A 24371-nucleotide genomic window follows, 5' to 3' on the forward strand; every position below is an offset into this window, starting at 1 on the left:
CCATTAACTACGAAGTCGCTTCAGCCGGATAAACACTCACTTTCTTCCGATATCGACCGTTGCGCTCAAACGTAACGATACCATCAGTCAGAGCAAACAGGGTGTAATCCCGGCCCACACCCACATTTTTACCCGCATGGAAAGTCGTTCCTCTTTGACGGACGAGAATATTACCCGCGAGGACACTTTGCCCACCATAGCGTTTCACACCCAAGCGTTGAGCGTTCGAGTCGCGGCCGTTGCGCGTACTTCCAGTTCCTTTCTTATGTGCCATAGGAGTTTTGAGATCGATTATCTATTATCTAGTGTACAAAGCTTAACGCAACTAAGCCTCAGAAGAAACTTCAGCAGGCGCTGGAGTTGAAGCTAACACTTCTCCATTGACATTAATGGAATTAATCATCAACCGAGTGCGTTCTTGGCGGTGTCCGCGTTTTTTGCGCGTTTTCTTTTTCGGTTTCATTTTATAGACCAAAACCTTGCGATCGCGGAAATGACGCATCACCGTTCCTTCCACCGTCGCGCCACTCACCAAAGGTTGCCCCACATGGATATCATCACCATGCTGGATATACAACACCTGGTCAATCGAAACCGTTTGTTCCGGTTCCACCGCCAGCAGCTCGATGTCATAAAAGCGGCCGGGTTCTACCCGTAATTGCTTGCCGCCCGTTTCAATAATTGCGTAACTCATGAGATATTCGGTTCCTTCAGGTTGCCGTACAGGTAGCTGCTTGTAGCCAGCATTTGCGGATGCTTTTACCTGATCCGAGCAGGGATTAAGCAGACAATCTACGATTTTATGTTAATTGACTGAGTTTTGTCAATATTGTCAAGTATCAATGATTAAGTTCTGAAAATCTTATGATAATTTAACGAATACAATAATCTAATCCTGATAAAGTAAAGCTGAAATCTAAATTTGAGCTATGGATCAAAGGTAAAACCATGGGCGATTTCTACATTCCCAAAACCATTTCTCCTGAAGCCCAAGCTATATTGGAGAAGTTTACATTTGCATTACGGGATGGAACCTCCTATCCAGAACCCGATGATATCGAAGCCTGGAAAAAATTTCAAGCTAAAGTAATTGAAGGATTCCAGCCCTTGAACGACAAAGTTCTTAAAGAATTTGAACCAACTCTAGAAAAAAAAGAATTAGGAGGGGTTCCGGTTCTAGACATTAAGCCCAAAGGGTGGAAAGACAATGGTAAACTATTAGTCTATACCCATGGGGGAGCCTACACTGAAACCAGCGCGGAGTCAACCCTCTTCTTCAGTGCTACTGTAGCAGCAACAACCGGATTAAACGTCATTTCAGTTGACTACACCCTTGCCCCTGAAGCCAAACATGACTTCATTTCCGATCAAGTCGTTTCTGTGTTTAAAGCCTTGGTGGATGGAGGACGGAAACTCAAAAATGTTGGTCTGTATGCTGATTCGGCTGGTGGTGGACTAGCCTCTGGAAGCGTACTAAAAATGCGCGATCAGGGAGTAGGAATGCCAGGCGCTCTAGTCCTCTGGTCTCCTTGGGCGGATATTGATGCCGCTTGCGGTGATAGTTACGGTTCTCTCAAAGACATCGATCCCCTTTGTAACTACGAAAATCAACTGCGTAAATGTGCCCTGGCTTATGCCGATCCCAAAGACTGGAAAAATCCTTATGTTTCTTCAGTTTATGGAGACTTTACTAAAGGCTATCCTCCAACGTTGCTACAAGTGGGAACTAAAGAGATTTTCTTAAGTAATTCAATTCGTTTATATCATGCTCTGAACAACGCTGGTCAAACGGTTAAACTAGAACTATACGATGGCATGTGGCATGTCTTCCAAGGTGTATTTTACGATTTGCCCGAATCGAAAATGGCACAACGGAATACAGCAAATTTCTTCAAGCAGTATTTGAAGTATTAAGAGGCTTGACCTTTGGGCGAGGTGAGTGGCGATCGCCCCTGATCGACGGTCATAGCAACTTGAGTTCCGCAGATAATGACCCTTATGTTGTAGGTTGGGTTTCACTATCGTTCAACCCAACCTACGCTCTTACTCGCTCTCCATCTCAGTCAACCCCTGCCAAGTCGGAGGAATTTCCGCCGCATTTTGGCAAATCACAGGCAGGAAAGACACCCCCGGAAAATACCTTTCTAACCCTTCTAACTTCTCCCGTGCTTCTCGTATTGATACATAGAAAGACTTCCCACCCTTAAACGCAGTCAGAAAACCCTTCAGAAACTCTTGCGCCGCCCGATCTGGGATTAATTCTCGCATCACAATCATTTGCGGAATATGCAGAGAGGCAAACTCATGGGCTAATCCCAAACCATCACAAGAATTAAACATCACAATTTGTAATCCTCGCTCAATCGCCGCTTGCAGAGCATTCCTCACATCACTAATCGCCAATTTATCGGTATCATTAATCGCAAAATACCCACTCTTGCCCCCCATTTCACTATCACTGTGACCGGAAAAAAAGAACATATCCCACCCTGCTTCAGACCATAACTGCTCGTGCAAATCTTGAGGACTAGGCTTAACTAGAAAAACCGTTTCCGGGTGAATCTCCTGCAAAAACTGCCGATCTTGATCGACATTAATCCCTCGATCATTACCCAAAACCGCCAGAATTCGCATCCTGCGGCGAGAAGGAGAACCCCTGAAACTCCGGTCAGCAAACGGAGCGCTTAACGCCACCTCTGCCTTGCGGTAAGCCTTCAGAAAATCCCATCCATGCCAAGGCAACTTCCGAATCTCAAGATCATTGGATTGAACGATCACTCGAATTTCATCGCCACGATTAAATTGTTCTCGCAAATATCGATCAATGAATAAAAAATTCTCCCCATTTAACCATTTATTCAAATGTTCTTCCAAGGACTCAGCCAGAGCATCCACCTCTTGTCTAGAAACGTTGGTCGCCTCGCGAGGCGGATCGATAAAATGGCGATAGGCTATCTGCCACTGCTGGTAAGTTTCGAGCAGCTCGGGTTTAGGCAATAACTCTCCGGGAAGTTGCCGAGGGAATCGGTCATTTTTTGTCCAAACTTGAGCGATAACGGAAGCAAATCCTGCGGTCAAATCACCTGAACCTAGGGTAAGAATGACTAAATTTGAGGAAGCTTGGCGATCGGCAATTACCTTAACTTCTTGTTCATTAATCGGCACATTAGCGGTTGTTTTGGCCAGAATATCAATCATTTTTTCCATATTAATATTTTGCCAGACTTCTCGCTGGCGAGCATCCTCCAGAACTTGACGATAGAGGATCAGTTGTGCGTCTTTACCTTCTAGCTGGGCTTGATATTTTTCCTCAATCGCTTTCAATGCCATCTCATAATTTTGGGTAAATTCCCGATGAATCTTTTCCTTATTCGCTTCAGGAGGCACATTGACGCGGACAACCACCACTCCATCCCCTTTATTTTCAATGCTTTGGATAGTGAGTTCTGTCCCTTCATTTTCCACTTGCACCGTTTGAAAAGCAGCAATAAACGCGCTCCTATCCACCCCATTGCGGAAAATTAAATCTACTGTGCTGAGTACCTCTTGGAAGAGTTTCGTAAATTCTCCAGGGGCAAATTCTCCGCTACTGGGACGACGTTCTCGGTCATCTTCTAAAAGATAAATATATCGACAATCAACTTGATCTAATTGAGTGGTACTATCAATATTCCACGCTTCTATACAAGCCCCAGTCATCCGGGCATGAGTAAAGTTTGTGCCAATGACTTCCGTCAACGTTAAATTCGCGTTTTCTAAATTCGCTCCTTGGAAAGTGGCATCACTCAAATTTGCACCTTTGAAATTTGCCCCGTGCAGGGATGCCCCGGTGAGATTAGCCCCCTGCAAATTCCCCCCCTGATAAGATTTATTCTCCCCATTTCCCGTCCTCAGTAAAGTCCGAATGGGAATCGGATCTAAAATCGATCTGCCGACTCTGGCACGCAGCAGGTGTTTCGCCTCATAAAAGCGAGTGCGTGTCAGGGTAGCACCAATCAATACCGTGCATTTTAGAGCAGCGCCTGTAAAGTCAGCATCGGTTAAGTCAGCCCCACAAAAGTTAGTTCCTCCCAGAGCCGCCAAACCAAGAGCCATTTTCCGAATCAGGGCGTGTTTTTCATCCCCCCCTAGGGCACAGACAGCCATCCATATTGCAGCCCCAGCCACTGCCCCAGCCACTACTCCAGCCACTGCCACTACTGCCCCAGCCTCAGCCTCAGCCACAGCCCCTGCCCCTGCCACTATCATTGCCCCAGCCTCAGCCACAGCTACTGCCACTGCCACTGCTCCAGCTACTGCCACTGCCACTGCCCCAGCTACTGTCACAGCTCCAGCTACTGCCACTGCCACTGCCACTGCCACTGCGCCACCCACTGCGCCACCCCCTGCCCCACCCCCTGCCCCACCCACCACTACTGCCACTGCCACTGCCACTGCCCCACCCCCTACCACAGCCACAGCCACAGCCACTGCTCCAGCCCCTACACCTTGGCGGAGGAAGAGTCCTATGAAAAATACGATCAGGATAAGAGCAGTAATACCTGGAATTCTGGTCATGTCTATAATAATTTCAGGCGTGAATAATGACGCTATCAAAAAGCCACTCAGTCCTAGAGTCCACCCACTAACGAGGGACAAAATCATCGAGCCAATGATTAGCACCACTACCCACCGACGCTGCAATCCTGCTTTGGCATGGCTGAAGTTAGCACCAACTAAAATGGCTTGCTTAAAATTTGCTCCCCGAATATCCGCACCAGAGAAGTTAGCCCCCGTCAGATTTTGCCCCTTAAAATTCCGTCCACGCAGATTTTGATAAGAGAAGTTTTCAGCCATAGGGTTTCAGGGATGGTAACCATGAAATTATTATACAGCCCTTGGCGCTGTTAAAAGAATCTGTGCGATCTTGCTAATCTTGGCGATTGCTTCCCGGAGGTCGCAATGACAATTCATACTACTCGAGTGGGAGCATCTTGCTCCCTAGGTTTTTAATTATGGTATTCAAGGGAACTAGATAATAAAATCCTCACTAAAACGCTCCTCTCTCCATTCAACTGTAATATTAAACTGCTCTTCCCAATGACATTCAAAAGCTAATTGTATCCAGTTATCAGCATCACGCGATATCGATACCCTTTCTTCAGATTCATTAATCCTGATTAATTTTATCCCCGATGGCAGAGAGATTTCTGCTTCACTGCTAGGATAAAGTCTGACCAGTAAATCAACTATCCCATTGTTTTTTTTCTCCCCATTGATAGTCAAAGCGAGGAGATGATTACCCAGTTGAATTTCCTTGATTTTAGTAATACTTAATCCAGAGGTATCTGTCTGTCCACGAAAAACTGGAGCAAACCGAAGGGAGAAATCCTCTGGTTTACTGGTCAGGAAAGAATCCAAATTTTGCCAAGCCGATGGGAGGACGAGATGAATGGTTTGAGCCATATTTTGCAGCCATTCGCTGATAGAAGTTGTTTCAAAAAAAAGTGATACAGGTTCTATGCCTGATTTTATCCGATGTAGATAATCGATGAAGGCTTCCAAGGGTTTAAACTCCTGGATGGGAATCCATTCGCTCATTTCTAAAGGATTAACGGGTGGGTAAAATCCTAATAGGGTGGCTTCCTTCTCTTCGTGATCAATTTCTACGGCAATGTATCCAATCCGATTTTCCCAAGTTTCTACGGGAATATGACACTTTTCTTCATTGACTGACAGAGGACGACATTCTAGTTTTCCGATGCGCTCGATTTCTAAATCAGCGATATCCATCAAAGGTTGCATGACTGAGTTTAAACTGTCAGAAGCTTCTAGATTTGTGTCAATTTCCAAGCATTCGCAGTAGGTAGCTACGGCATAAACTGCCAGGGTGTTGAGATAAACTTGTTGAGCTTTACGGGGATATTCATATTGGCTGCTCAAGGTTTTCGCTAACCGATATGCTTGGGAAGTTAAGGGAACAGTAAACAAGGAATGGTTGGTGTAAGTCATGGTAATTTTCTCCTGATAAATCATTAATCAATAGTATTTTTTGGTCTCCTATGTTGTCTATTTTGATGAGTTATGAGCTTGAAAAAGCGGATGCTGTCTAAGTAAAAATAAATTAACTGTGTGACATTAACCTGCAACTTTTGAGCAACAATTCGCCAAGAATGGACTTTTTTTCTCTCGATGATAATTTGTCTAAAATTGATTTGAGGATGATCTTTCATTGTTCTTCTCTTATACCTCCTTTCTGGATCGTTTATAATTTGGTCAATGACCGTTTCTGGTAAAGCGATTTGAGCCTCTAAATACTCTTCAAGAATTGGTTTAAAATAGCGGCAAGTCCGGGTGTAAAAAGGAGCAATAGTGGTTTGGGCATTCACTTGGTTGCCAAAGTGTGCTTCAATTTCTTTCAAGGTTGCTTCTTCAGACTTTAAGAGTGCAATTGCTCGAAAATTTACCTGGGGAAATTTTTCAATATGTTTGCCCGCAAAAATTTGGTCTGGATCGTTATCAATGAGTTTTATCTCTGGTCGTCTATTCCGAGCTTTTGCCTCAATCTTATCAAAGCGCGTCTGCGTTGTCGGATTTTCCTGAGCTTCCCTGATGAGAGCATCTCCTGAAGTTTCTCTACGTCGTATATTCTTGCGAATTTTATCCCAGAAGCGAGATTTGAGATAGAAGGCAAAGAAATTCCAAAATTTGAGGGGACGATACAGTTTTTGTACTTCCTGACAAAAGGTATCCCAGGCAGGGTTTAAATCCTCTTTATCCCGTTGAATAACTTGAGAAAAATTGTAGCAAATTTGAGTAAACCTTTCTATTTTTTCTGAGTTGAAATCTTTAATGACTATTCCATTTTTTTTAGTTCTTCTGCGGATAAAACGAGTGCGAAATTTTTCTATTTCGGCACAAAAACATTGAGAATTTCTCTGGGATGGTATGGTTTCAGAAAATGTATTCCATGCATTGAATAGTTCAAAATCTATTCCTTTGCCATAGGTATCAATTTTTTTCAAAATTTCTTGCTGGACATCCCCTAAAACATCAGCCCAATTTTCCTCAAAATCACCGACTTTGCCTCGATATTGATCGTGACACTGTTTTTTCAATTTAGCTTTCAATTTAGCCAATCTTCCCCTTGCTTCTACATCGGTGGATCGCGATCGCCCCCGTCTTGGTGGTATCATAGTTTCCCATAATTCTCCTGATTTTTTGCTCCTTTCCGGGCTTTTACTAGGGTATTTCTGGACTTCCGATACCAAGCGATGTAGTTGCCGATCAAGCTCATCCATGGATTAACTGGTGATTAAAAAGGATGTGGGGGATCATATCATATCTAGTAAAACAGTTCTGGCAACAAAGAATTGAGGAGTATTGTTGAGCCGAATCTGAACAATCATCCCCTCGAATATGAATCACGCGCTCAGTCTTGAAATCGATCAGTAAAGGCGTAGCAAAAATCACTAATTCTAAGCAAATCAGGGGTAAAATTAAAGGAGATTTAAACCAAGGTGGTGTGTTGTCATGGCTGAAAGAAGATGGAATCATTGCAGTTACTCGCAGAGACATCTAGTGATCTATCGCTTTCAATCCCCCCGTTTATGCAAATTTCATATGAAAATTTCAATCAAGCTTTAGCCATACACAATTCTGTCAGCATTAGCAGCAATTCCTCAGTGGCGATCGCGGACAGGAAAGTAATACCCAGCATTATCGCCCCCTTCAGAGTCCCAAGCAGAGCGGGACTCTGAAAATATGTTAAAATTTAATAAGTAAACACTCACAACTTGGTAGACCCAAACCCAGGATCTGGGAAGGAATACCAAACTTTGTGATTTCTGAATTGTTTTCTGCATGGAGCCTTGCCCCGTATGAGTATCCCCCTAGATCGGATTGTGCCCACGGACTTAAGAAATGAGATGTCCCGGTCATACCTAGAATACGCCATGAGTGTGATTGTAGGTCGAGCGCTCCCCGATGCCAGGGATGGACTCAAACCGGTTCACCGCCGTATTCTATATGCCATGCACGAGCTGGGATTAACCCCCGATCGCCCCTTCCGAAAATGCGCCCGTGTCGTCGGAGAAGTCCTCGGTAAATATCATCCCCATGGCGATACCGCCGTTTATGATGCTCTAGTGCGTATGGCTCAAGACTTTTCCATGCGATCGCCCCTCATCAACGGTCATGGTAACTTCGGCTCCGTAGACAACGACCCCCCAGCCGCCATGCGGTACACCGAATGTCGCTTGCAAGCCATCTCCACCGAAGCCATGCTGCAAGACATCGAAGCCGAAACCGTAGACTTTCTCGATAACTTCGATGGATCGCAACAAGAACCCATCGTTCTCCCCGCACGGGTTCCCCAACTCCTCCTCAACGGTTCGGCCGGTATTGCCGTCGGCATGGCCACCAATATCCCCCCCCATAACCTAGGAGAACTGATCGATGGTCTAGTCGCCCTGGTTGACGATCCAGACTTAACCGATACTGACCTCATGCAGTATATTCCCGGCCCTGACTTCCCCACCGGTGGCAAAATCCTGGGAACCTCCGGCATCCAAGAAGCCTATACCCTCGGTCGTGGCTCGATTACTATGCGCGGAATAGCCGACATTGAAACCATCGAACATCGCGGAAGGCCGTCACGAGATGCCATTATTATCACCCAATTACCCTACCAGGTGAATAAAGCCGCTTTAATTGAGCGCATCGCCGAACTCGTCAATGATAAACGCATTGAAGGCATTTCCGATATTCGCGATGAAAGCGATCGCGACGGAATGCGGATCGTCGTCGAACTGCGGCGCGATGCCTATCCTAGAGTCGTTCTCAATAACCTCTACAAACAAACCCCCCTACAAAGCAACTTTGGGGCCAATATGTTGGCCTTGGTCAACAATGACCCCCAACTGCTCTGCCTAAAACACTTCCTCAGCGTCTTCCTGGAATTTCGCGTAGAAACCATTACCCGACGCACCCAATACGAACTCCGCAAAGCCGAAGAGCGAGACCATCTATTGCAGGGCTTGCTCATTGCCATGCAATACCTCGATCAAATTATTGAACTCATTCGCCATGCTGCCGATACTCCCACAGCCAAAGGCGAATTGATCGAGCGCTACTCCCTCTCCGAAATGCAAGCAGATGCCATTCTGCAAATGCAACTGCGGCGACTCACTGCCCTAGAAGCCGAAAAAATCAGACAAGAACATGAAGAATTGCAACTTCGTATTGCAGATTTACAGGACATTCTCGCCAACCGCCATCGCATCCTAGAGATGATTAAGGCAGAATGTGCAGATCTCAAACAAAAGTTTGCCACCCCTCGCCGCACCCAGATCGAAAAAGCAGAAGGGGATCTCGTCGATATGGACTTGATCGCCAATGAAAAAGCGGTGATCTTAATTACGGAACAAGGCTATATTAAACGGATGCCCGTCGATACCTTTGATGCCCAAAGTCGGGCAACGCGGGGTAAATCCGGCGCGAAAATGAAAGAAGATGATGGCATTGACCATTTCTTGACCTGTTGCGACCATGATAGTCTATTGTTTTTTAGCGATCGCGGTGTCGTCTATCGTCTCCTCGCCTATCAAATTCCCAGTGGATCGCGCAATTCCAAAGGCACACCCCTAGTGCAAATGTTACCCATCCCCATGGATGAGAAAATCACCTCCATTATCCCCGTCTCCGAATTTAGCGACCATGAATACTTGGTCATGCTCACCCAGAAAGGCTATATTAAACGCACTGCCCTGGATGCCTTCAGTAACATTCGCACCAATGGATTGATTGCCATTTCTCTAGCAGAAGGAGATCAGTTGCGTTGGGTCAGAAGAGCCACGGAAGAAGACAGTATTATTATTGCCTCCTCCCAGGGAAAAGCCATTCACTTTAGAACCAATACTGACCAAGTGCGTCCCCTGGGTCGGACAGCACGGGGAGTAAGGGCAATGAAACTGGTAGACGGCGATCGCCTGATTAGCATGGATATTTTACCCGGTCAGGTACTCAGTGAGCTAATGGTCGATCAGACTGAAGAAGAAGAAGTCAACGATCAACCCGAAACCGAAGACATCGATACCACAACATCCACTCTAGGCCCCTGGGTTTTGGTCGTCACCACCAAAGGTTACGGTAAGCGAGTTCCGGTCAACCAATTCCGACTGCAAAACCGATCCGGAAAAGGGATTATTGCCACTAAGTTCAAATCCCACAAAGCCAATGACCAGTTAGCCGCTCTACGCATCGTTCACCCCGACGATGAGTTAATGATGGTCACCTCCCGTGGCATTATTATTCGCCAGTCTACTAATGCTATTTCCGTACAGTCGCGGGGTGCAACCGGGGTCTTAGTGCAACGGCTAGATAAGGATGATACCATTGCAGCCGTTGCTCTAGTGCCCACCCACGCCGAAGAAACCCCGGAAGGGGAAGAAGTTGAAATGGATACCTCCCAACCCTTAGCAGAATAAATGGAGTGCAAATAAACCGGGTTTCTCGCAAAGTTGAGGATAGCAACGAGAAAAGAAGCAAGAAACCCGGCTTCTGGGTTACAGCGCAAAGCACTAAAGCACTATATTCATAGATGACTCAATTAATGCTCTAACACATCTTTGTACTGCAACAAATCTAAGGCAACTAAAACCGGGATACAGCCAAAACACTCTTGGGCCAGTTCCCATCGCTCTTCTCGGTGCAACATTTGGATTAGTTTTTCTTTCACGCTGAGAAGATAGCGCACATCATTAGCCGCGTAGCTGAGTTGTTCCTGGGAAAGGTTGCCGACATTGCCCCAATCTGAGCTTTGGGCACTTTTATCGAGTTCGACTTTTTCTAGTTCTTGCACTAATTCTTTGAGTCCATGGCGGTTGGTGTAGGTACGGGCGAGTTTGCTGGCAACTTTGGTACAGAAGATGGGATTAACAATAATATCAAAATGATGGCGAAACTGGGCCACATCAAATCGAGCAAAGTGAAAGACTTTGGTAATTGTTGGACATTCCAGGAGCTTTTTCAGGTTAGGGGCGGTGGTTTGTGCTTTGGCGATCCGGATAGCAATGACATGGCCTTGGGGGTCAGAAATTTGCACTAAACAGAGGCGATCTCGTAGGGGCAATAGGCCCATGGTTTCTGTGTCTACGGCAATTTCACCGGCTTGCATATAATGGGCAAGTTGTTCATCATTAAGATCCTGCTCGCCGATCTGAAAGGGTTGAATGCTCATAAATGGGTAATTAGGTAATGAGTAATTGGCATTGATAATTGGTAATCTCCCCATCTTCCCATTTCCCCATCCTCCTATTCCCCTAATCTCCCACATCCTGTGGTTGTTGTTCGGTGGGAGTATTGGGATTGGAAGGGGGAGATTTTTGGGAAGCGTGGATCAACCAACCAATAACCAGAACCAAGATCGCACCCAGAATATAACCTAAACCGGCAAATCCAAAGCGATCGGCTGCAAAACTAATCCATTGTCCAAATCCTTGTTTGGGTGGGGGATCGTTCATATCGCTCATAAAAACTATCCCCTTATTGACTTTCAAAGAGTTCGGAGAGTTCTTCGGTACTGGTTCCTAAAATGCGGGCGAGTTTGGAGATTTCATTATCAGTGAATCCATCCCGAATTTGGATCAGTTCTTTGGGGGCACGGCCAACAATACGGGCGATCGCCCCAATTTGTTCGTCGGTAATTTCTTTGCCTCCATACACATCCCGCAAATCTTGGGGGGAGAGTTTATAGGAGTCACAAAAGCGGACGAACTCTTTATCGCTAATATCGAGTTGTTCTTGGCGATCGCGCAATAGGAACATGATCGCCCGCGAACCATGATCGGGACGCTTAAAGCGATCGACATATTGTTTGAATAGCTCATTGACTTGTTGGGGAGTGCCTCCCAACTGTTTCACCAAGTCCGTACAAGCCATTTTCAGGGCTTTATTGAGAGTTTTGTTTTGTTGAGAGAGCTTTTCATTTTCCTGTTGCAGTTTTTCCGCTTGGTTTATAGTGTCAACAATACTGGCGGCAAATTCTGGAGTACATAATCCCACATCCGCCTCTTCATAGGAAATGGGGATGTAGGAGCGGTTAGGATTAAATTGTAAGCGTAAAGACTGGTTATTTTCTTCCATAAGGTTCCATAAGTCGCGCTAACCCAACGCTTCAGAAGAGGGCTTCTGAATCTGGGTCTATTGTACTTCACCTTAACTCTGAATTCGATTAGAGGCCAAGCGATCGGCAATGCGGGTGGTTTCGGGGAGACGGTAATGGGGGGTACAATCGAGGACATAGGCGATCGCCGTCTCTAAGCCGATCTTATGGCCAATGGAGACATACAGGGGTTTAACATGGGTGCGGGTTCTCAGCACTGCTCCAATCGTTTCCTCTCCATCTTTGAGGGGTTCCCAACTGCCTCGTTGGGGTGCAGGTTCTTGATAAGTGCCAATAAATCTAGATTTAGCAACCCCAATAGTGGGACAATCGAGTAGGGTTCCCAGATGACAGGCTAATCCAAATCTACGGGGATGTGCCCATCCTTGACCATCGCAGAGAATTAAATCGGGGGTTGTGGTGAGTTGACGGAGCGCTTTGAGGATGGGGGGCACTTCCCGAAAGGAGAGAAAACCGGGAACATAGGGAAAAATCGTCGGACAAAGGGCGATCGCCGTTTCTATCAGCTTTAAATCTGGAAAACTCAGCACTGCCACTGCTGCTCTAGTGGTTTTTCCCTCATTTTCAAATCCCAGATCGACTCCAGCTACCCAATGCACTCCTGAAAGCCGATCCGAGGTAATGACGCGATCGCGCCATTGTTCTTGAATTAATTTAGCTTCCTCTATGGAAGTTGGCCAACTGAGCTTTGTCGGAATCTTCATAACCTATCGATCAACCATATTAATCGAGGGGCGCTACCCCTTGAACGTTAATAGAGTGCTACCTCTTAAGCCACACCATACTTGGTATAGGGACGTTTGTATGTGTTAGAATTTTAGTAACGTTTGAATTCTATCAATAATAATCAGTTTATGCCAGAACAATTACAATCTAAATCCAGGTTCGTTTTGCCCCGTAAAGGACAGACTATTGAAGAGCAGATAGAAAAAAATCAAGCGGCTCTTGCACTCTTAAAACAGTGGATAGAAGAAGAACCCACCCCAGAAGAAGCGCGTGAACGAGAACAATATTGGCAAATGGTAAAGGAAATTATCGATCGCGAACGTCCATCAGGCTTTAAGTTATATCATTAAGAATGATCGTCTTCTTAGATTCAGGAATTGTCGGATTGATTTCATCTCCGAGTTATTTAGGTGAAGCCCAAGAATGTAAACAATGGTTGTATCAAAATTGATTGTGATATGATTATATGCGCTCAATGGAAACTCCTTCAAGCAGAATATCCTGGTCAGTATGTTGTGATTGCTACAACTAATCGCAAACATTTAGAGCGCTTTGCTGAAGCTGACATTTGGCAGAATATCCGTTTTTAAAATAGCCAATTGTAAGGTGGGCACGAGGATAAGCGACATCATTCAAAGTTTACAACCATGCCCTGCCCACCCTACATGATACTAGAGTACGCGATCGCCCCCCAATCGGGTTAAGCTAGAGATCGGGTTGGGTTTCGTGGAGAATTATCGATGGCAACACTCATACGTCGTCCTTTGTTAGTCAGTGGCTTAGGCTTAGGTGCGATCCTCTGGTTATGGGCAAATGTCCAAAGTTCCGTGAGTGAATGGGGAGAATGGGTTACCCTGGGGGCGATCGCCTGGGGTGGGATCTGGTGGTGGCGGCAAAACTCTACTGCTGTCCCCGTGGAAACCCCTGCTCCACCGGTAAACCGGGAAACCCTAGAGCGAACCTTTACCCAGGTTGAAGAGGCGAACGCCCAGTTAGCCACAGAAAATGTTGATGTTTCCAGTTGGCAAAACCGCCTAGATGAACTCAGAGCCGAAATCAACCGCAAAACCCTCAAAATTGCAATTACGGGCGGTAAAAATGTGGGCAAAAGTAGTCTGTTTAATCTCCTCTCTCCAGATTGGCAGATCGTAGAAACGCCTGCCCTATTTACACCCAATCCTAGCGCAGAGATTCAACGCCAGATTGAAGAACAGCACCGCAACAGTGATGTAATTTTGTTAGTGATTGCTGGAGACTTAACCGACTCTGAATATCAAACCTTACAACAGCTAAAAAATAACCATCATCACGTAATTTTAGTCTTGAATAAACAAGACCAATACTTACCCCAAGAACTGCCCAGTATTTTGCAACAAATCAACAGCCGCATTACCTCTAAACTAGAGAAAGAAGATTTAGTCGTCACTGCTGCTCTCCCTCAAGCGATCAAAGTCCGCAAACATCAACCCGATGGCACAATAGACGAATGGATGGAGCAGCCAGCACCCCAAATTGAAGCCCTGAAAACCCGTCTCGCGCAAGTGGCGGATGCTCCCCATTTTCCCATTTTAGGGACGATCCAGCGCCAAGCAGAAGCCTTACAGAGCGAAATCCAAGCCATCTGGAACCAAAAACGCCGCGATCGCGCTCTACCGGCGATCGAGCAATATCAATGGATCGCCGCCACCACAGCCTTTGCTAATCCCATTCCCAGCCTCGATCTCTTGACTACCGGCGCAATTACCGGTCAACTGATTTTAGACCTAGCCAAAATTTATCAACCGAACCAATCTTTTAACCTCCAACAGGGTCAAAAAGTGGCTGGCATTGTCGGCGAATTAATCGTCAAACTCGGCTTAGTTGAACTCTCCACCCAAACCATTACCAGCATACTCAAAACCAACACCATCACCTATACAGCCGGGGGACTGGTACAAGGCATCAGCGCTGCCTATTTAACTCGCATTGCTGGATTAAGTTTAATTGAATATTTCCAAACTCAAGACTTTAAACCCGAACAGGGATTAAACCTAGAGAAATTGACCGCAATGATTAAACAAGTCTTTGAACAAAACCAGCGCACCGCTTTTGTGCAATCCTTTGTCACTTCCGCAGTGAATCGCTTGAAACAGGCGTAAAGTTCTTCATATTAACTCTCAGAGCCTTATTACGAGTCCTTAGTAAAGAATGGGCACAAATGTAAAGTATCTGACTTTTACTTCCTGTAATTAATCTCATGACTCAATTTACCATAGACATCCCTCCTACTATCTCTGAAGATGAAGCCAAGCTTCTTCTAGCGGCCAAACTGTTTGAAGTTGGGAAACTCTCCATCGGTCAAGCGGCAAAACTCGCTGGCTACTCTAAGGGAACTTTTATCGAAATGATCGGCAAGATGGGTATTCCGGTTATAAATTACCCTGCGGTTGAATTAGAGCAAGAGATCCGGTTATGAATCCTAAAGCCCTTGAACTCGCTGATGAATAATTGAAAAAAACAAAGCAACCGGGTTTCTTTCCACCTCTGGCAGATCAGAAACCCAGTTTCTTATCCCTAACTCAAGCTACTCATTACCTTCAATGGGGGCAAACCCTTGACGCTGCACGTTTTCCGTAATGGTGCGGGGTTCGAGGAACTGGATCAGGTAATCCGGGCCACCCGCTTTAGAACCGACCCCGGAGAGCTTGAAGCCACCAAAGGGCTGCCGAGAGACGATCGCCCCAGTCGTATTGCGGTTAATATACAAATTGCCCACTTCAAACTCGGCCATAGCTTGGTCGATATGGCTGGGAGTGCGGGAATAGAGACCCCCAGTCAGGGCAAAATTAGTATTATTGGCAATATCTAGCGCTTCCTGGAATGTCTTCGCCTTAATCACCGCCACCACCGGGCCAAAAATCTCTTCTTGGGCAATTCTAGCGGTGGGTGGCACATCCTGGAAGATGGTAGGGCCGACATAATAGCCATCTTTCGCGCCAGAGACATTGGGAGCCAGCATTTCTAGAGCCACTTTAGCCTCCTGTTTGCCGATCGCAATATACTCTTGAATACGCTTCATGGATGTCTCATCCACAACCGGCCCCACCTTCGTACCGGGATGATCGGCAGGCCCCACATTTAAAGATTTGGTCGCTTCCACAAACCGCTCCAAGAAACTATCATATACCGGTTCCAGAACGATCGCCCGCGAACAAGCGGAACATTTCTGACCGCTATAGCCAAAGGCAGAATCCACGACCCCTTGCACGGCTTGGTCTAAATCACAACTCTCATCGACAATCACTGCATTCTTACCGCCCATCTCAGCAATGACGCGCTTCATGTGTTTTTGTCCCGGTTGCAGCAGGGCAGCATTGGCATAGATTTGACAGCCCACTTCCTGGGAACCGGTGAAGGCAATCATATGCACATCCTTGTGTTTGACCAAATGGGCCCCCACGGTTGATCCTTTTGCGGGTAAAAATTGAAATACTCCTTTAGGAATTCCCGCCTCAATCAGCACCTCCATCAGTTGGGCGGCGATCGCCGTACTTACCTCTGCGGGCTTCAGAATCACGCAGTTCCCCGCCACCAGGGCCGCTACCGTCATCCCCGTAGTAATAGCAATGGGGAAATTCCAGGGAGAGATCACTAGGGCGATACCTCGCGGTTGATACATCAGGCGGTTATTTTCCCCAGCAATATCATAATTATGGCCGCGATCGAGCCGTTCCATTTCATCAGCATAATAGCGACAAAAATCGATCGCCTCGGAAACCTCTGCATCCACCTGTTGCAGCACTTTCCCCACTTCCAGCATCACCCATATAGAGAGTTCTGCCCGGCGCTGTTCCATCAGATCGGCGGCTTTTCGCAGAATTCGCGCCCGCTCTGTTGCGGGGGTGGCTTTCCAACCGGGAAAGGCGGCTTTAGCCGCATTCAATGCGGTTTCCGCTTGTTCAATAGAAGCCATGCCAATCTTGGCGACTAACTCCGTCGGGTCGGAAGGATTGACAGAATTGATACTCTCTGCCGTTTCCACAAACTCACCATTAATGTAAGGCAGGATGGTTTTGCCCAGTTGAGGACGTACTTTTTTTAACGCCGCTTGTCCCCGTTCCCGGTTGGCAACTTGGGCAAAGTCCGTATCTGCTGCATTTTTAAAGCTCGTGGTTTTCTGGGGTCGAGATGCGGTAGTTTTAACCACCGGAGGCCCAATGAGTTCTTCAATGGGGCGGTTTTCTTGGCTTTGACGCAAGAAGGAACTGTTAGCGGTATTTTCCAATAGGCGGCGAATCAAATACGCCATACCGGGAAGCAGACTACCGTAGGGAGCATACATCCGCACCCGCAACCCTCGGTTAACCAGGGCTTTAGCCAGGCGATCGCCCATTCCGTAGAGAACTTGGTATTCGATGCGACGGCGGGGGATCTGCAAAGTTTCGGCGATCGCAATGGCTCTGGCTTGCGATCGCACATTATGGGAACCAATAGCCGCATTCAGAAACTCGTGATTTTCCAACAACAACCGCGTGAGCTGTTCAAAGTTAGCATCTGTCGCCACCTTATCATCAAACACGGGTTGCGGCCAATTGTGTTGCACCGCTTTAATCGTTTCCTGATCCCAATACGCTCCTTTCACTAAGCGAATCGTAATCGGATTTCCCCGTTGTTTAGCCCAAGCAATTAAATCTTTTAAATCTGCTTCCGACTCTCTGAGATAAGCTTGCAGAGTTACCCCAATATCAGTACGGGTTTTAAACTCTTCTTCGAGTAATAGTTCTTTGAGAATCGCTAAAGTAATATCTTTGTAAACATACTGCTCCATGTCAAAATGGATAGCAGCCCCCTTTTCTTTGGCATGACGCAATAGGGTACGGATACGCTCAATGACTCGTTGCTTAGAACCCTCTGCATCCAGGGGATCGAACTGGGAATAAAACGCCGTCAGCTTCACCGAAACTTGCACTTTGGGTAAAGGTTCCCCATCCGCTTGATCGATTTCGGGGATGGTTTTCCACCGTTTCGCCGCTTCCGTCAACTCATCGATCAGATCGATATAGCCTTGCAGATAGGCTTTCGCTTCCGTCTCCGTAATCACCGCTTCCCCCAGTAAATCTAGGGTAAACGCCATCTTATCCTTGCGGAGATTTTCCACCGTCTTCAGCACCTGCTGTACCGTTTCCCCAGCAATATATTTTCTCGCCAAGGTTTCTACCGCAGTCGATACCGTCGTCGCTGCCACTTGTCCCGGCATAGAGTCGGCATTGGTAAAATTGAGAATACCCTTCAAAGCGCTGGGTAATTCCACTGCTTCCGTTGTCATATATTCCTGCAAATGCCGCGCCACTTCCGCCTTCGATCGCAGAGCAGGCAAACAATCAATAAACCGGAACAATTGCACCCGCAACCCTGGGTTATTCATAGCCCAGTCTAGGAGCTTATCATCCCAGCGCATCTGATCGCGCATCTGAGCAAAGATAGAGCGCTTTTCTCCTTGTGCTGCGAGCAGTTCCTTGGCGATCGCCAGGGTTTGGCTCTCATAGGTTGGATTTTCCACTTGTGCTACCACAGATTCTTCCCCCTCGGAATGAATGTGAATCGAGAATTTATCTTGATTTTTTGTGTATTTTTCCAATATATCTCGAAAGTACGGTATCATTATAAGTTTGTTAAGAATCACAAACAAAACCCAGCGCGGGCAAAACCCCCTTTTTCCGATTCCCTATTCCCTATCCTAAACTGCTATATCCCATGGCTCAAACCCTTTCTGCACAAGAGATTACCCTAGGAACTCTCAAACAAACCTTGGGATTGCAAGTGGCTAAAAATAGTAACTTCTTTACGGAATGGTCAGAAAAACTTCCTTCCTTAACCGACATTGAGCAACAGACACTCGATCGCGTCAAAGCCAATTTTCAAGACTTAATGGACGATCCCCCATTACTGGAAAACACCGTTAAAATGGTGATCCTAGCTCCCTTACTCGATTGTACTGGCTTTTACCGTCGTCCCTTTCGCATCGAAACAGAAACCAGCATAGAAATTCAGCTAGAAGACGAAGAAATCATCATTCGAGGCAGAATAGATATTCTCGTCGTTAAAAACCGATTGTGGCTCGTTGTCATTGAATCCAAACGCAGTGATTTTGCCGTTACCCGTGCCATTCCACAAACCTTAAGCTATATGTTAGGTAACCCAGAACTTCAACACCCCACCTTTGCTATGATTACCAATGGCAATGAATTTCTGTTTCTCAAAGCCTCTCATACTCCCATAGTCCAATACAGAACCTCTAGACTGTTCTCTTTAATTAATCCCGACAATGAACTGTATGAAGTTCTAGCCATCCTGAAGCGTTTAAGCCAAGTTTTCTAGCTGTAGGATGGGCAAGCATCTTGGTGTAAATCTCAAGTTCCCGACTACACCTTGCCCACCCTAGGAGAATACTCGCTCAGAAAAGGAGTTTGAAACTTAATCATTCAATGATGAGTTGTTAATTATTAATAACAATTAACATCCCATTAACCTGTTAAGGTTAATTTTGTAGATAAAGAATCTACTGTAGGAGTGTTAACTCGTGGCACTCATTAATGGGACGGTTAACAATGACATCATTGTAGGGACTGCCGAAAATGATGCAATTAATCTTTTGGCTGGCGACGATCTAGGGCTAGGATTAGATGGGGATGACCTCATTTCCGGTGGTGAAGGTATTGACATTCTAGCCGGAGATCGAGGAAACGATATCCTACTCGGTGGTGCAGGAAATGACGTTCTCTTTGGCGGCCAAAATAATGACTTACTTTCCGGTGAAGCAGGAAATGACCGTCTCATTGGCAACCTAGGAGATGATGAACTCAACGGTAATGGCGGTGATGATGCCGTCTACGGGGGACAAGGCAACGATATCGTTCGAGGCGGTCAAGGAAATGATGCTATCTTTGGCGACATCGGTAACGACGTTCTCTACGGAGATTTAGGTGAGAACAGCTTAACCGGAGGCGCAGGTCAAGATGTCTTTGTTATCGGCGTTGGCGTACAAACCCTGATTGACTTTACCAACGGTTTAGACAAAATTGGATTAGCGAACGGACTCTCATTCAGCAACCTCACCATTGCACAAGGAAGCGGAACCCGTACCATCATTCGGGACAAAAACGGCCAAATTCTCGCCACCATTCAAGGTGTAAATGCTGACCAAATTGATAGCAGCGACTTCACCAGTAGCAATACACCAATTCCAGCTCCTTCCCCTGCGTCAACCCCGATCAGTATCCCCGATATCAGCCCTAGTCCCAGTCCAACCCCCACACCAGCGCCAAACATTACTACGGTTAAAGATAGCAATCTCTTTGGTAAGACCAGTGTTTTCTTGGACGGACGGCGCTCTCAAGTGCGGACACAAGAAACTAACTTAGGCAGTTTAACTGCGGATGCTAACTTAATGGTGGCTCGGAAAACAGACTCGGCTGTAGTAGCTTCCCTGAAAAATGGGGGAGGCATTCGCGATAATATCGGGCAAGCGATTATTCCTCCAGGAGGAACGTCTACAGATTTACAACTTTCTCCACCCTCTGCTAACCCTTTGGCGAATAAGCAACAAGGGGATATTTCGCAACTCGATATTGAGAATGCCTTACAGTTTAACAATAGTTTGACGATTGTTCCTCTAACAGCAACCCAGTTGAAGGCGATCGCCGAACATGGGGTAGCTGGAACGGCTCCTGGGGAAACTCCGGGGCAGTTTCCCCAAATTTCTGGCATGGCGTTTAGCTTTGATGCTACCAAAGCTGTAGGCAGTCGAGTCAAGTCTCTAGCCATTAAAGACGACCAAGGCAATACAGTGGATATTGTGGTCGAAAATGGTAACCTGGTGGGAGATGCCAACCGCACGATTAAGGTGATTACCCTAGGCTTTCTCGCTACTGGAGGAGATGGCTATCCTTTCCCTCAAGGGAATCAAACTAACTTGGCTGCCAATAGGACGGGTAATGCAACCTTTGCCACGGATGACACCGAGCAAGATGCCTTAGCTGAATATTTAAAGGCAAACTATGGGACGACTCCATTTAATGTGGCTGAAACGCCTGCTTCTGGAGATACCCGCATTCAAAATCTAGCAAATGCCGCAGATACAGTTTTCAACGGAACTAGCGTTAGCATTGCTGGAGACGGCAGCAATACCATTACTGGGGATGGTAACCCTAATGTGTTAGTTGGCTATGCTGGTGTTGATAATATTACTGGTAATGGAGGCAATGACATTATTGCTGGTAGCTCAGGCAATGATAATCTCACCGGAGGGGCTGATGGTGATGTCTTTGTCTTTGTTGCTCCTGGAGATGGCAGTGATACCATTACCGATTTTGGGAATGGTGCGGATACTATCCGCGTGTTTGCTTCTAAATTTACGGGACTCACGGCTGGCGTGACTCCCACACTAACCCAGTCTGCAACCCCTGTGGGCATAACGGCTCAGTTCCTCTACAGTGGTGGTGTTCTTAGTTTTGACTCCGATGGTACGGGTGCAACAGCAGCGCAGACACTGGCGACGCTGACGGGTTCTCCGGCATTAGTAGCCAATCAAATTATTGTTCTTTGATATCAAGTCTGGAACAAAAAGACGAAACAGCAGTGCGGGCATTTTGCCCGCTTGTGAACCCATCAACTGGACTGGATATAATGGTTTTTTCCATCGCCAACTATCCGTCTAAATCGCCTTCCATGACTAGGGCGATCGCCTGTTTAGTATTTTCCTGGAACTCGCGAATATTCACCCGATTCAATAACCAAGTGGCGCAAATCAAGCCCCCGGCTTGCACTACAAATACTAAGCCATAGGAGAATACTGGCTCAGAAAACAGGACTTTTCCCAGATCTAACACCGCTCCTCCTAACACTGTTGCGCTCCCTCGTGCCATTGCCTGTGCCAGTCCCCAAGCACCGATAAACGTTCCAGCAGTTTCCGCAGCCGTTAAATCGAGCATTAATCCGATCGCTCCTGCGGTCAAAATTCCGGAGGTTAAACCAAATAGAAACAGGCTCAACATCAAGGCTTTAGGATTACCCGTAAATCCAGAAAATAAGAGAAATCCCGAACAAAAAGCTGTGGCTACACAGCCCGTAAAACAGGTGCGCTGTTTGCCTAATCTAGGCGTAATTAAAAAACCGGTGGAACCAATCCCAATTAAGGTTCCCATACCAAAAAAAGCATTGAGTTTAGCGGTTTCTGAGATGGGCATCTGGAAGACTTCGCCCCCATAGGGTTCTAAGATGGGATCTTGCATAAACAGGCTAATGCTCATGAAGAGAAGAAAGGTAAAAAAGATCCCGGTTTGGCGACTGGCGGTGAGGATTTTCAGAGCATTGCCCAAGGTAATTTGATCTTCGCGGTTGAGGGCGCTGGAGCGATCGCGATACAGGGAGTATTTTTTTTCTACTCCTGCGGTTCCTAGCAGGGTGAGAAGGCACACCAAAGTGGGCACAATAATAAACAAGCGATTAATCGAAGCTTGCAGATCTTCGGGGGGAGCATCTAAACCCAACTGTTTTAATAAACGACTACTAATAATCGCCCCAACCACAATCCCCACCATTAACATTGACCAGACAATACTCACCAATTTAGAGCGGTTGCTCTCATCAGAGACATCAAATAATAGGGCGGCAAATGGCGTAGAGCTGGCACTTAAGGCTAATCCATAGAACACAAAAATAAGGGCCAATAAACCCGCCCAGCCATAGGTAGGGGCAGTCCAGCCTAGGGTAGCGGCACTATTGCCCAGTTGCCAAACGACTTGCATCGCTAGAAATGAAGTGACGGTAAACAGCAGAGTGCCGATCCAAACATAGCCCGTGCGATGGTAACCGGCGATCGGTTTTGCATCGGAGAGTTGCCCAAACCAAATGCGAGCAGGGGAAACAAACTGGTGAGCGGCGATCGCCCCCGATGCAATCAAGGCGGGCACTTTCAGCTCATCAATCATCACCCGATTGATCACCCCCAACGTCAGCAGGGACATAATCCCCAAACCCATTTGAAAGAGTCCCAGACGGAACATCGTCAATAGATTAATTTGGGATTGAGATTTACCCATTTTCATCATGCTGGTTGACCTTTTGACCTTAAAAAAATAATATCCCCCACCCCTGCATAGCCTGATGCTATAGCATTAACGTACTATGCCATAGGGTTATCGTATCTTACTAGCCATCATGCAACTTCAATCTAAACCGTCTTCCATGCAATTATCTCCCTTGCCCATCGACCGCCCGTTGTTGATGATTGGCCATGGGAGCCGCGATCGCGAAGGGCGAGAGGCATTTATCGATTTTGCGGCAGCTTACGAAGCCCTAGACCCCTCTCGTCCGGTAATTCCTTGTTTTTTGGAGTTAACCGAACCCAGTATTTTAGAGGGGGTTAAACGCTGCGTAGAGCAAGGGTATACGGATGTTTCTGCTCTGCCGATTTTGTTATTTGCTGCCCGCCATAATAAGTTTGATGTCACTAATGCCCTAGATGCCGCTCGGTTAGAGTATCCGCAAGTGAAATTTCACTATGGTCGCCACTTTGGCATTACGCCGAGTATTTTAGACCTATGGCGCGATCGCCTAGCTGCCCTCGATACTCCAAACTATCCCCGCGCTGATACTGTACTCCTGTTTGTGGGGCGCGGATCGAGCGATCCCGATGCCAATGGAGATGTCTACAAATTGGCTCGGATGCTCTGGGAAGGAAGCGGGTATCAAACCGTGGAAACCTGTTTCATTGGCATTACCCATCCTCGTCTAGAAGAAGGGTTTCGTCGCGCTAGGCTCTATCAGCCCAAGCGCATTATTGTGTTACCCTATTTCTTGTTTACTGGGGTATTGGTGAAGAAAATCGCCGATATTACCCTCCAACAACAGGAAGAATTTCCAGCGATCGACCATGTATGCTTATCTGAGATGGGTATCGATCCGCTTTTAATGCAGTTGGTGCGCGATCGCGAAATTGAAACCCAGTTGGGACAAGTACAGATGAACTGTGAGTTATGCAAATTCCGGTTAGCTGCTCTCGGTGATGGCGATCATCATCACCATCACGATCATCATCACCATCACGATCATCATCACCATCACGATCACGATCATCCCCCAGTCGATCCCTATGCTGATCCTCAAGCCTATCATCAACGGATTTGGCAAGTCCCATGAGTGAGAACAAAATCTTTCAAGTGGGCGATCGCGTGCGCGTCATTGCCCTTCCTCCCTATGTCAAAACTGCCGAACCCATGCCCATGCTTCGCCCTCCCGATGTCATTCAACTGGGCGAAGAAGGTACAATTCTCGACTGTCGTCCCGGAGGATATTGGGGCGTTCGCTTTGCGGGCGGTGCATTTCTGATGGACAGCCAATATATCGAAGTCGTCCCCTGACGGGGATGGGGGGGATGGGGAGGATCTCCAATTCCCCCATTCCCCCATTCCTCAAAAAATTTCCCCCTCCCCTTGACAAACCT

General features: G+C 46.7%; 21 protein-coding genes. 10 read left to right on the plus strand and 11 right to left on the minus strand.

Annotated elements, in window-relative coordinates; genetic code table 11:
* Positions 1-7 precede the first annotated feature (7 nt).
* Both rpmA and rplU read right to left on the minus strand, forming a co-directional pair.
* Entirely contained in the window at positions 8-274 is a 267-nt protein-coding gene (rpmA, locus tag AC3FZD_RS21695) for a 50S ribosomal protein L27 (RefSeq protein WP_283755036.1), read from the minus strand.
* Between the two features lie 51 nt (positions 275-325).
* Entirely contained in the window at positions 326-694 is a 369-nt protein-coding gene (rplU, locus tag AC3FZD_RS21700) for a 50S ribosomal protein L21 (RefSeq protein WP_488738022.1), read from the minus strand.
* Between the two features lie 254 nt (positions 695-948).
* Here rplU and AC3FZD_RS21705 point away from each other — a divergent pair, with 254 nt between their 5' ends.
* Positions 949-1914, plus strand: coding sequence for an alpha/beta hydrolase (locus AC3FZD_RS21705; RefSeq protein ID WP_488738023.1), 966 nt, complete (start codon positions 949-951; stop codon positions 1912-1914).
* Between the two features lie 129 nt (positions 1915-2043).
* Here the strand turns inward: AC3FZD_RS21705 and AC3FZD_RS21710 are convergent, their stop codons facing one another.
* The 3 genes from AC3FZD_RS21710 to AC3FZD_RS21720 form a co-directional block, all read right to left on the minus strand.
* Positions 2044-4836 (minus strand): pentapeptide repeat-containing protein, encoded by a 2793-nt coding sequence (locus AC3FZD_RS21710; RefSeq protein ID WP_488738024.1) that lies wholly within the window; start codon positions 4834-4836, stop codon positions 2044-2046.
* 174 nt (positions 4837-5010) lie between these two features.
* Positions 5011-5991 (minus strand): DUF1822 family protein, encoded by a 981-nt coding sequence (locus AC3FZD_RS21715; RefSeq protein WP_488738025.1) that lies wholly within the window; start codon positions 5989-5991, stop codon positions 5011-5013.
* 23 nt (positions 5992-6014) lie between these two features.
* On the minus strand, positions 6015-7280 hold the full coding sequence (locus AC3FZD_RS21720) for a hypothetical protein (protein WP_488738026.1): 1266 nt from the start codon (positions 7278-7280) through the stop codon (positions 6015-6017).
* A 579-nt stretch (positions 7281-7859) separates the two neighbouring features.
* Between AC3FZD_RS21720 and gyrA the strand changes: the two genes are divergently transcribed.
* Complete coding sequence (gyrA, locus tag AC3FZD_RS21725; RefSeq protein ID WP_488738027.1) at positions 7860-10466, plus strand: DNA gyrase subunit A; 2607 nt, start codon at positions 7860-7862, stop codon at positions 10464-10466.
* Positions 10467-10588: 122 nt separating this feature from the next.
* Here the strand turns inward: gyrA and AC3FZD_RS21730 are convergent, their stop codons facing one another.
* The 4 genes from AC3FZD_RS21730 to nfi all read right to left on the minus strand — a co-directional run bounded on the left by AC3FZD_RS21730 (position 10589) and on the right by nfi (position 12867).
* Positions 10589-11218 (minus strand): ribonuclease D, encoded by a 630-nt coding sequence (locus AC3FZD_RS21730; protein WP_488738028.1) that lies wholly within the window; start codon positions 11216-11218, stop codon positions 10589-10591.
* Positions 11219-11300: 82 nt separating this feature from the next.
* Positions 11301-11510, minus strand: coding sequence for a hypothetical protein (locus tag AC3FZD_RS21735; protein ID WP_488738029.1), 210 nt, complete (start codon positions 11508-11510; stop codon positions 11301-11303).
* A gap of 13 nt (positions 11511-11523) precedes the next feature.
* Positions 11524-12123, minus strand: coding sequence for a hypothetical protein (locus AC3FZD_RS21740; protein ID WP_488738030.1), 600 nt, complete (start codon positions 12121-12123; stop codon positions 11524-11526).
* 72 nt (positions 12124-12195) lie between these two features.
* Complete coding sequence (nfi, locus tag AC3FZD_RS21745) at positions 12196-12867, minus strand: deoxyribonuclease V (protein ID WP_488738031.1); 672 nt, start codon at positions 12865-12867, stop codon at positions 12196-12198.
* A 150-nt stretch (positions 12868-13017) separates the two neighbouring features.
* Between nfi and AC3FZD_RS21750 the strand changes: the two genes are divergently transcribed.
* The 4 genes from AC3FZD_RS21750 to AC3FZD_RS21765 all read left to right on the plus strand — a co-directional run bounded on the left by AC3FZD_RS21750 (position 13018) and on the right by AC3FZD_RS21765 (position 15344).
* Positions 13018-13239, plus strand: coding sequence for a hypothetical protein (locus tag AC3FZD_RS21750; protein ID WP_488738032.1), 222 nt, complete (start codon positions 13018-13020; stop codon positions 13237-13239).
* Between the two features lie 108 nt (positions 13240-13347).
* Positions 13348-13479 (plus strand): hypothetical protein, encoded by a 132-nt coding sequence (locus tag AC3FZD_RS21755; RefSeq protein ID WP_488738033.1) that lies wholly within the window; start codon positions 13348-13350, stop codon positions 13477-13479.
* A 150-nt stretch (positions 13480-13629) separates the two neighbouring features.
* Positions 13630-15027, plus strand: a complete 1398-nt coding sequence (locus AC3FZD_RS21760; RefSeq protein ID WP_488738034.1) for a slr1306 family protein — start codon at positions 13630-13632, stop codon at positions 15025-15027.
* 98 nt (positions 15028-15125) lie between these two features.
* Positions 15126-15344: a UPF0175 family protein gene (locus AC3FZD_RS21765; protein ID WP_488738035.1), complete on the plus strand. Its 219-nt coding sequence runs from the start codon at positions 15126-15128 to the stop codon at positions 15342-15344.
* A gap of 108 nt (positions 15345-15452) precedes the next feature.
* On the opposite strand, the gene pruA is transcribed toward AC3FZD_RS21765, so the two are convergent.
* Complete coding sequence (pruA, locus tag AC3FZD_RS21770; RefSeq protein ID WP_488738036.1) at positions 15453-18440, minus strand: L-glutamate gamma-semialdehyde dehydrogenase; 2988 nt, start codon at positions 18438-18440, stop codon at positions 15453-15455.
* Between the two features lie 182 nt (positions 18441-18622).
* Between pruA and AC3FZD_RS21775 the strand changes: the two genes are divergently transcribed.
* Positions 18623-19246 (plus strand): type I restriction endonuclease, encoded by a 624-nt coding sequence (locus AC3FZD_RS21775; RefSeq protein ID WP_488738037.1) that lies wholly within the window; start codon positions 18623-18625, stop codon positions 19244-19246.
* A 202-nt stretch (positions 19247-19448) separates the two neighbouring features.
* Entirely contained in the window at positions 19449-21473 is a 2025-nt protein-coding gene (locus AC3FZD_RS21780; protein ID WP_488738038.1) for a 5'-nucleotidase C-terminal domain-containing protein, read from the plus strand.
* A gap of 100 nt (positions 21474-21573) precedes the next feature.
* Here AC3FZD_RS21780 and AC3FZD_RS21785 read toward each other — a convergent pair whose 3' ends face one another.
* A complete protein-coding gene (locus tag AC3FZD_RS21785) occupies positions 21574-22968 on the minus strand; it encodes a BCD family MFS transporter (RefSeq protein WP_488738039.1) in 1395 nt (464 codons plus the stop codon).
* A 118-nt stretch (positions 22969-23086) separates the two neighbouring features.
* Between AC3FZD_RS21785 and AC3FZD_RS21790 the strand changes: the two genes are divergently transcribed.
* Positions 23087-24067, plus strand: a complete 981-nt coding sequence (locus tag AC3FZD_RS21790) for a sirohydrochlorin chelatase (RefSeq protein ID WP_488738040.1) — start codon at positions 23087-23089, stop codon at positions 24065-24067.
* Entirely contained in the window at positions 24064-24288 is a 225-nt protein-coding gene (gene sipA / locus AC3FZD_RS21795) for a regulatory protein SipA (RefSeq protein ID WP_488738041.1), read from the plus strand. The genes AC3FZD_RS21790 and sipA overlap by 4 nt, the downstream gene beginning before the upstream one ends.
* The last annotated feature ends 83 nt before the right edge of the window (positions 24289-24371 follow it).

It is taken from the genome of Roseofilum sp. KMC-1, assembly GCF_057802075.1.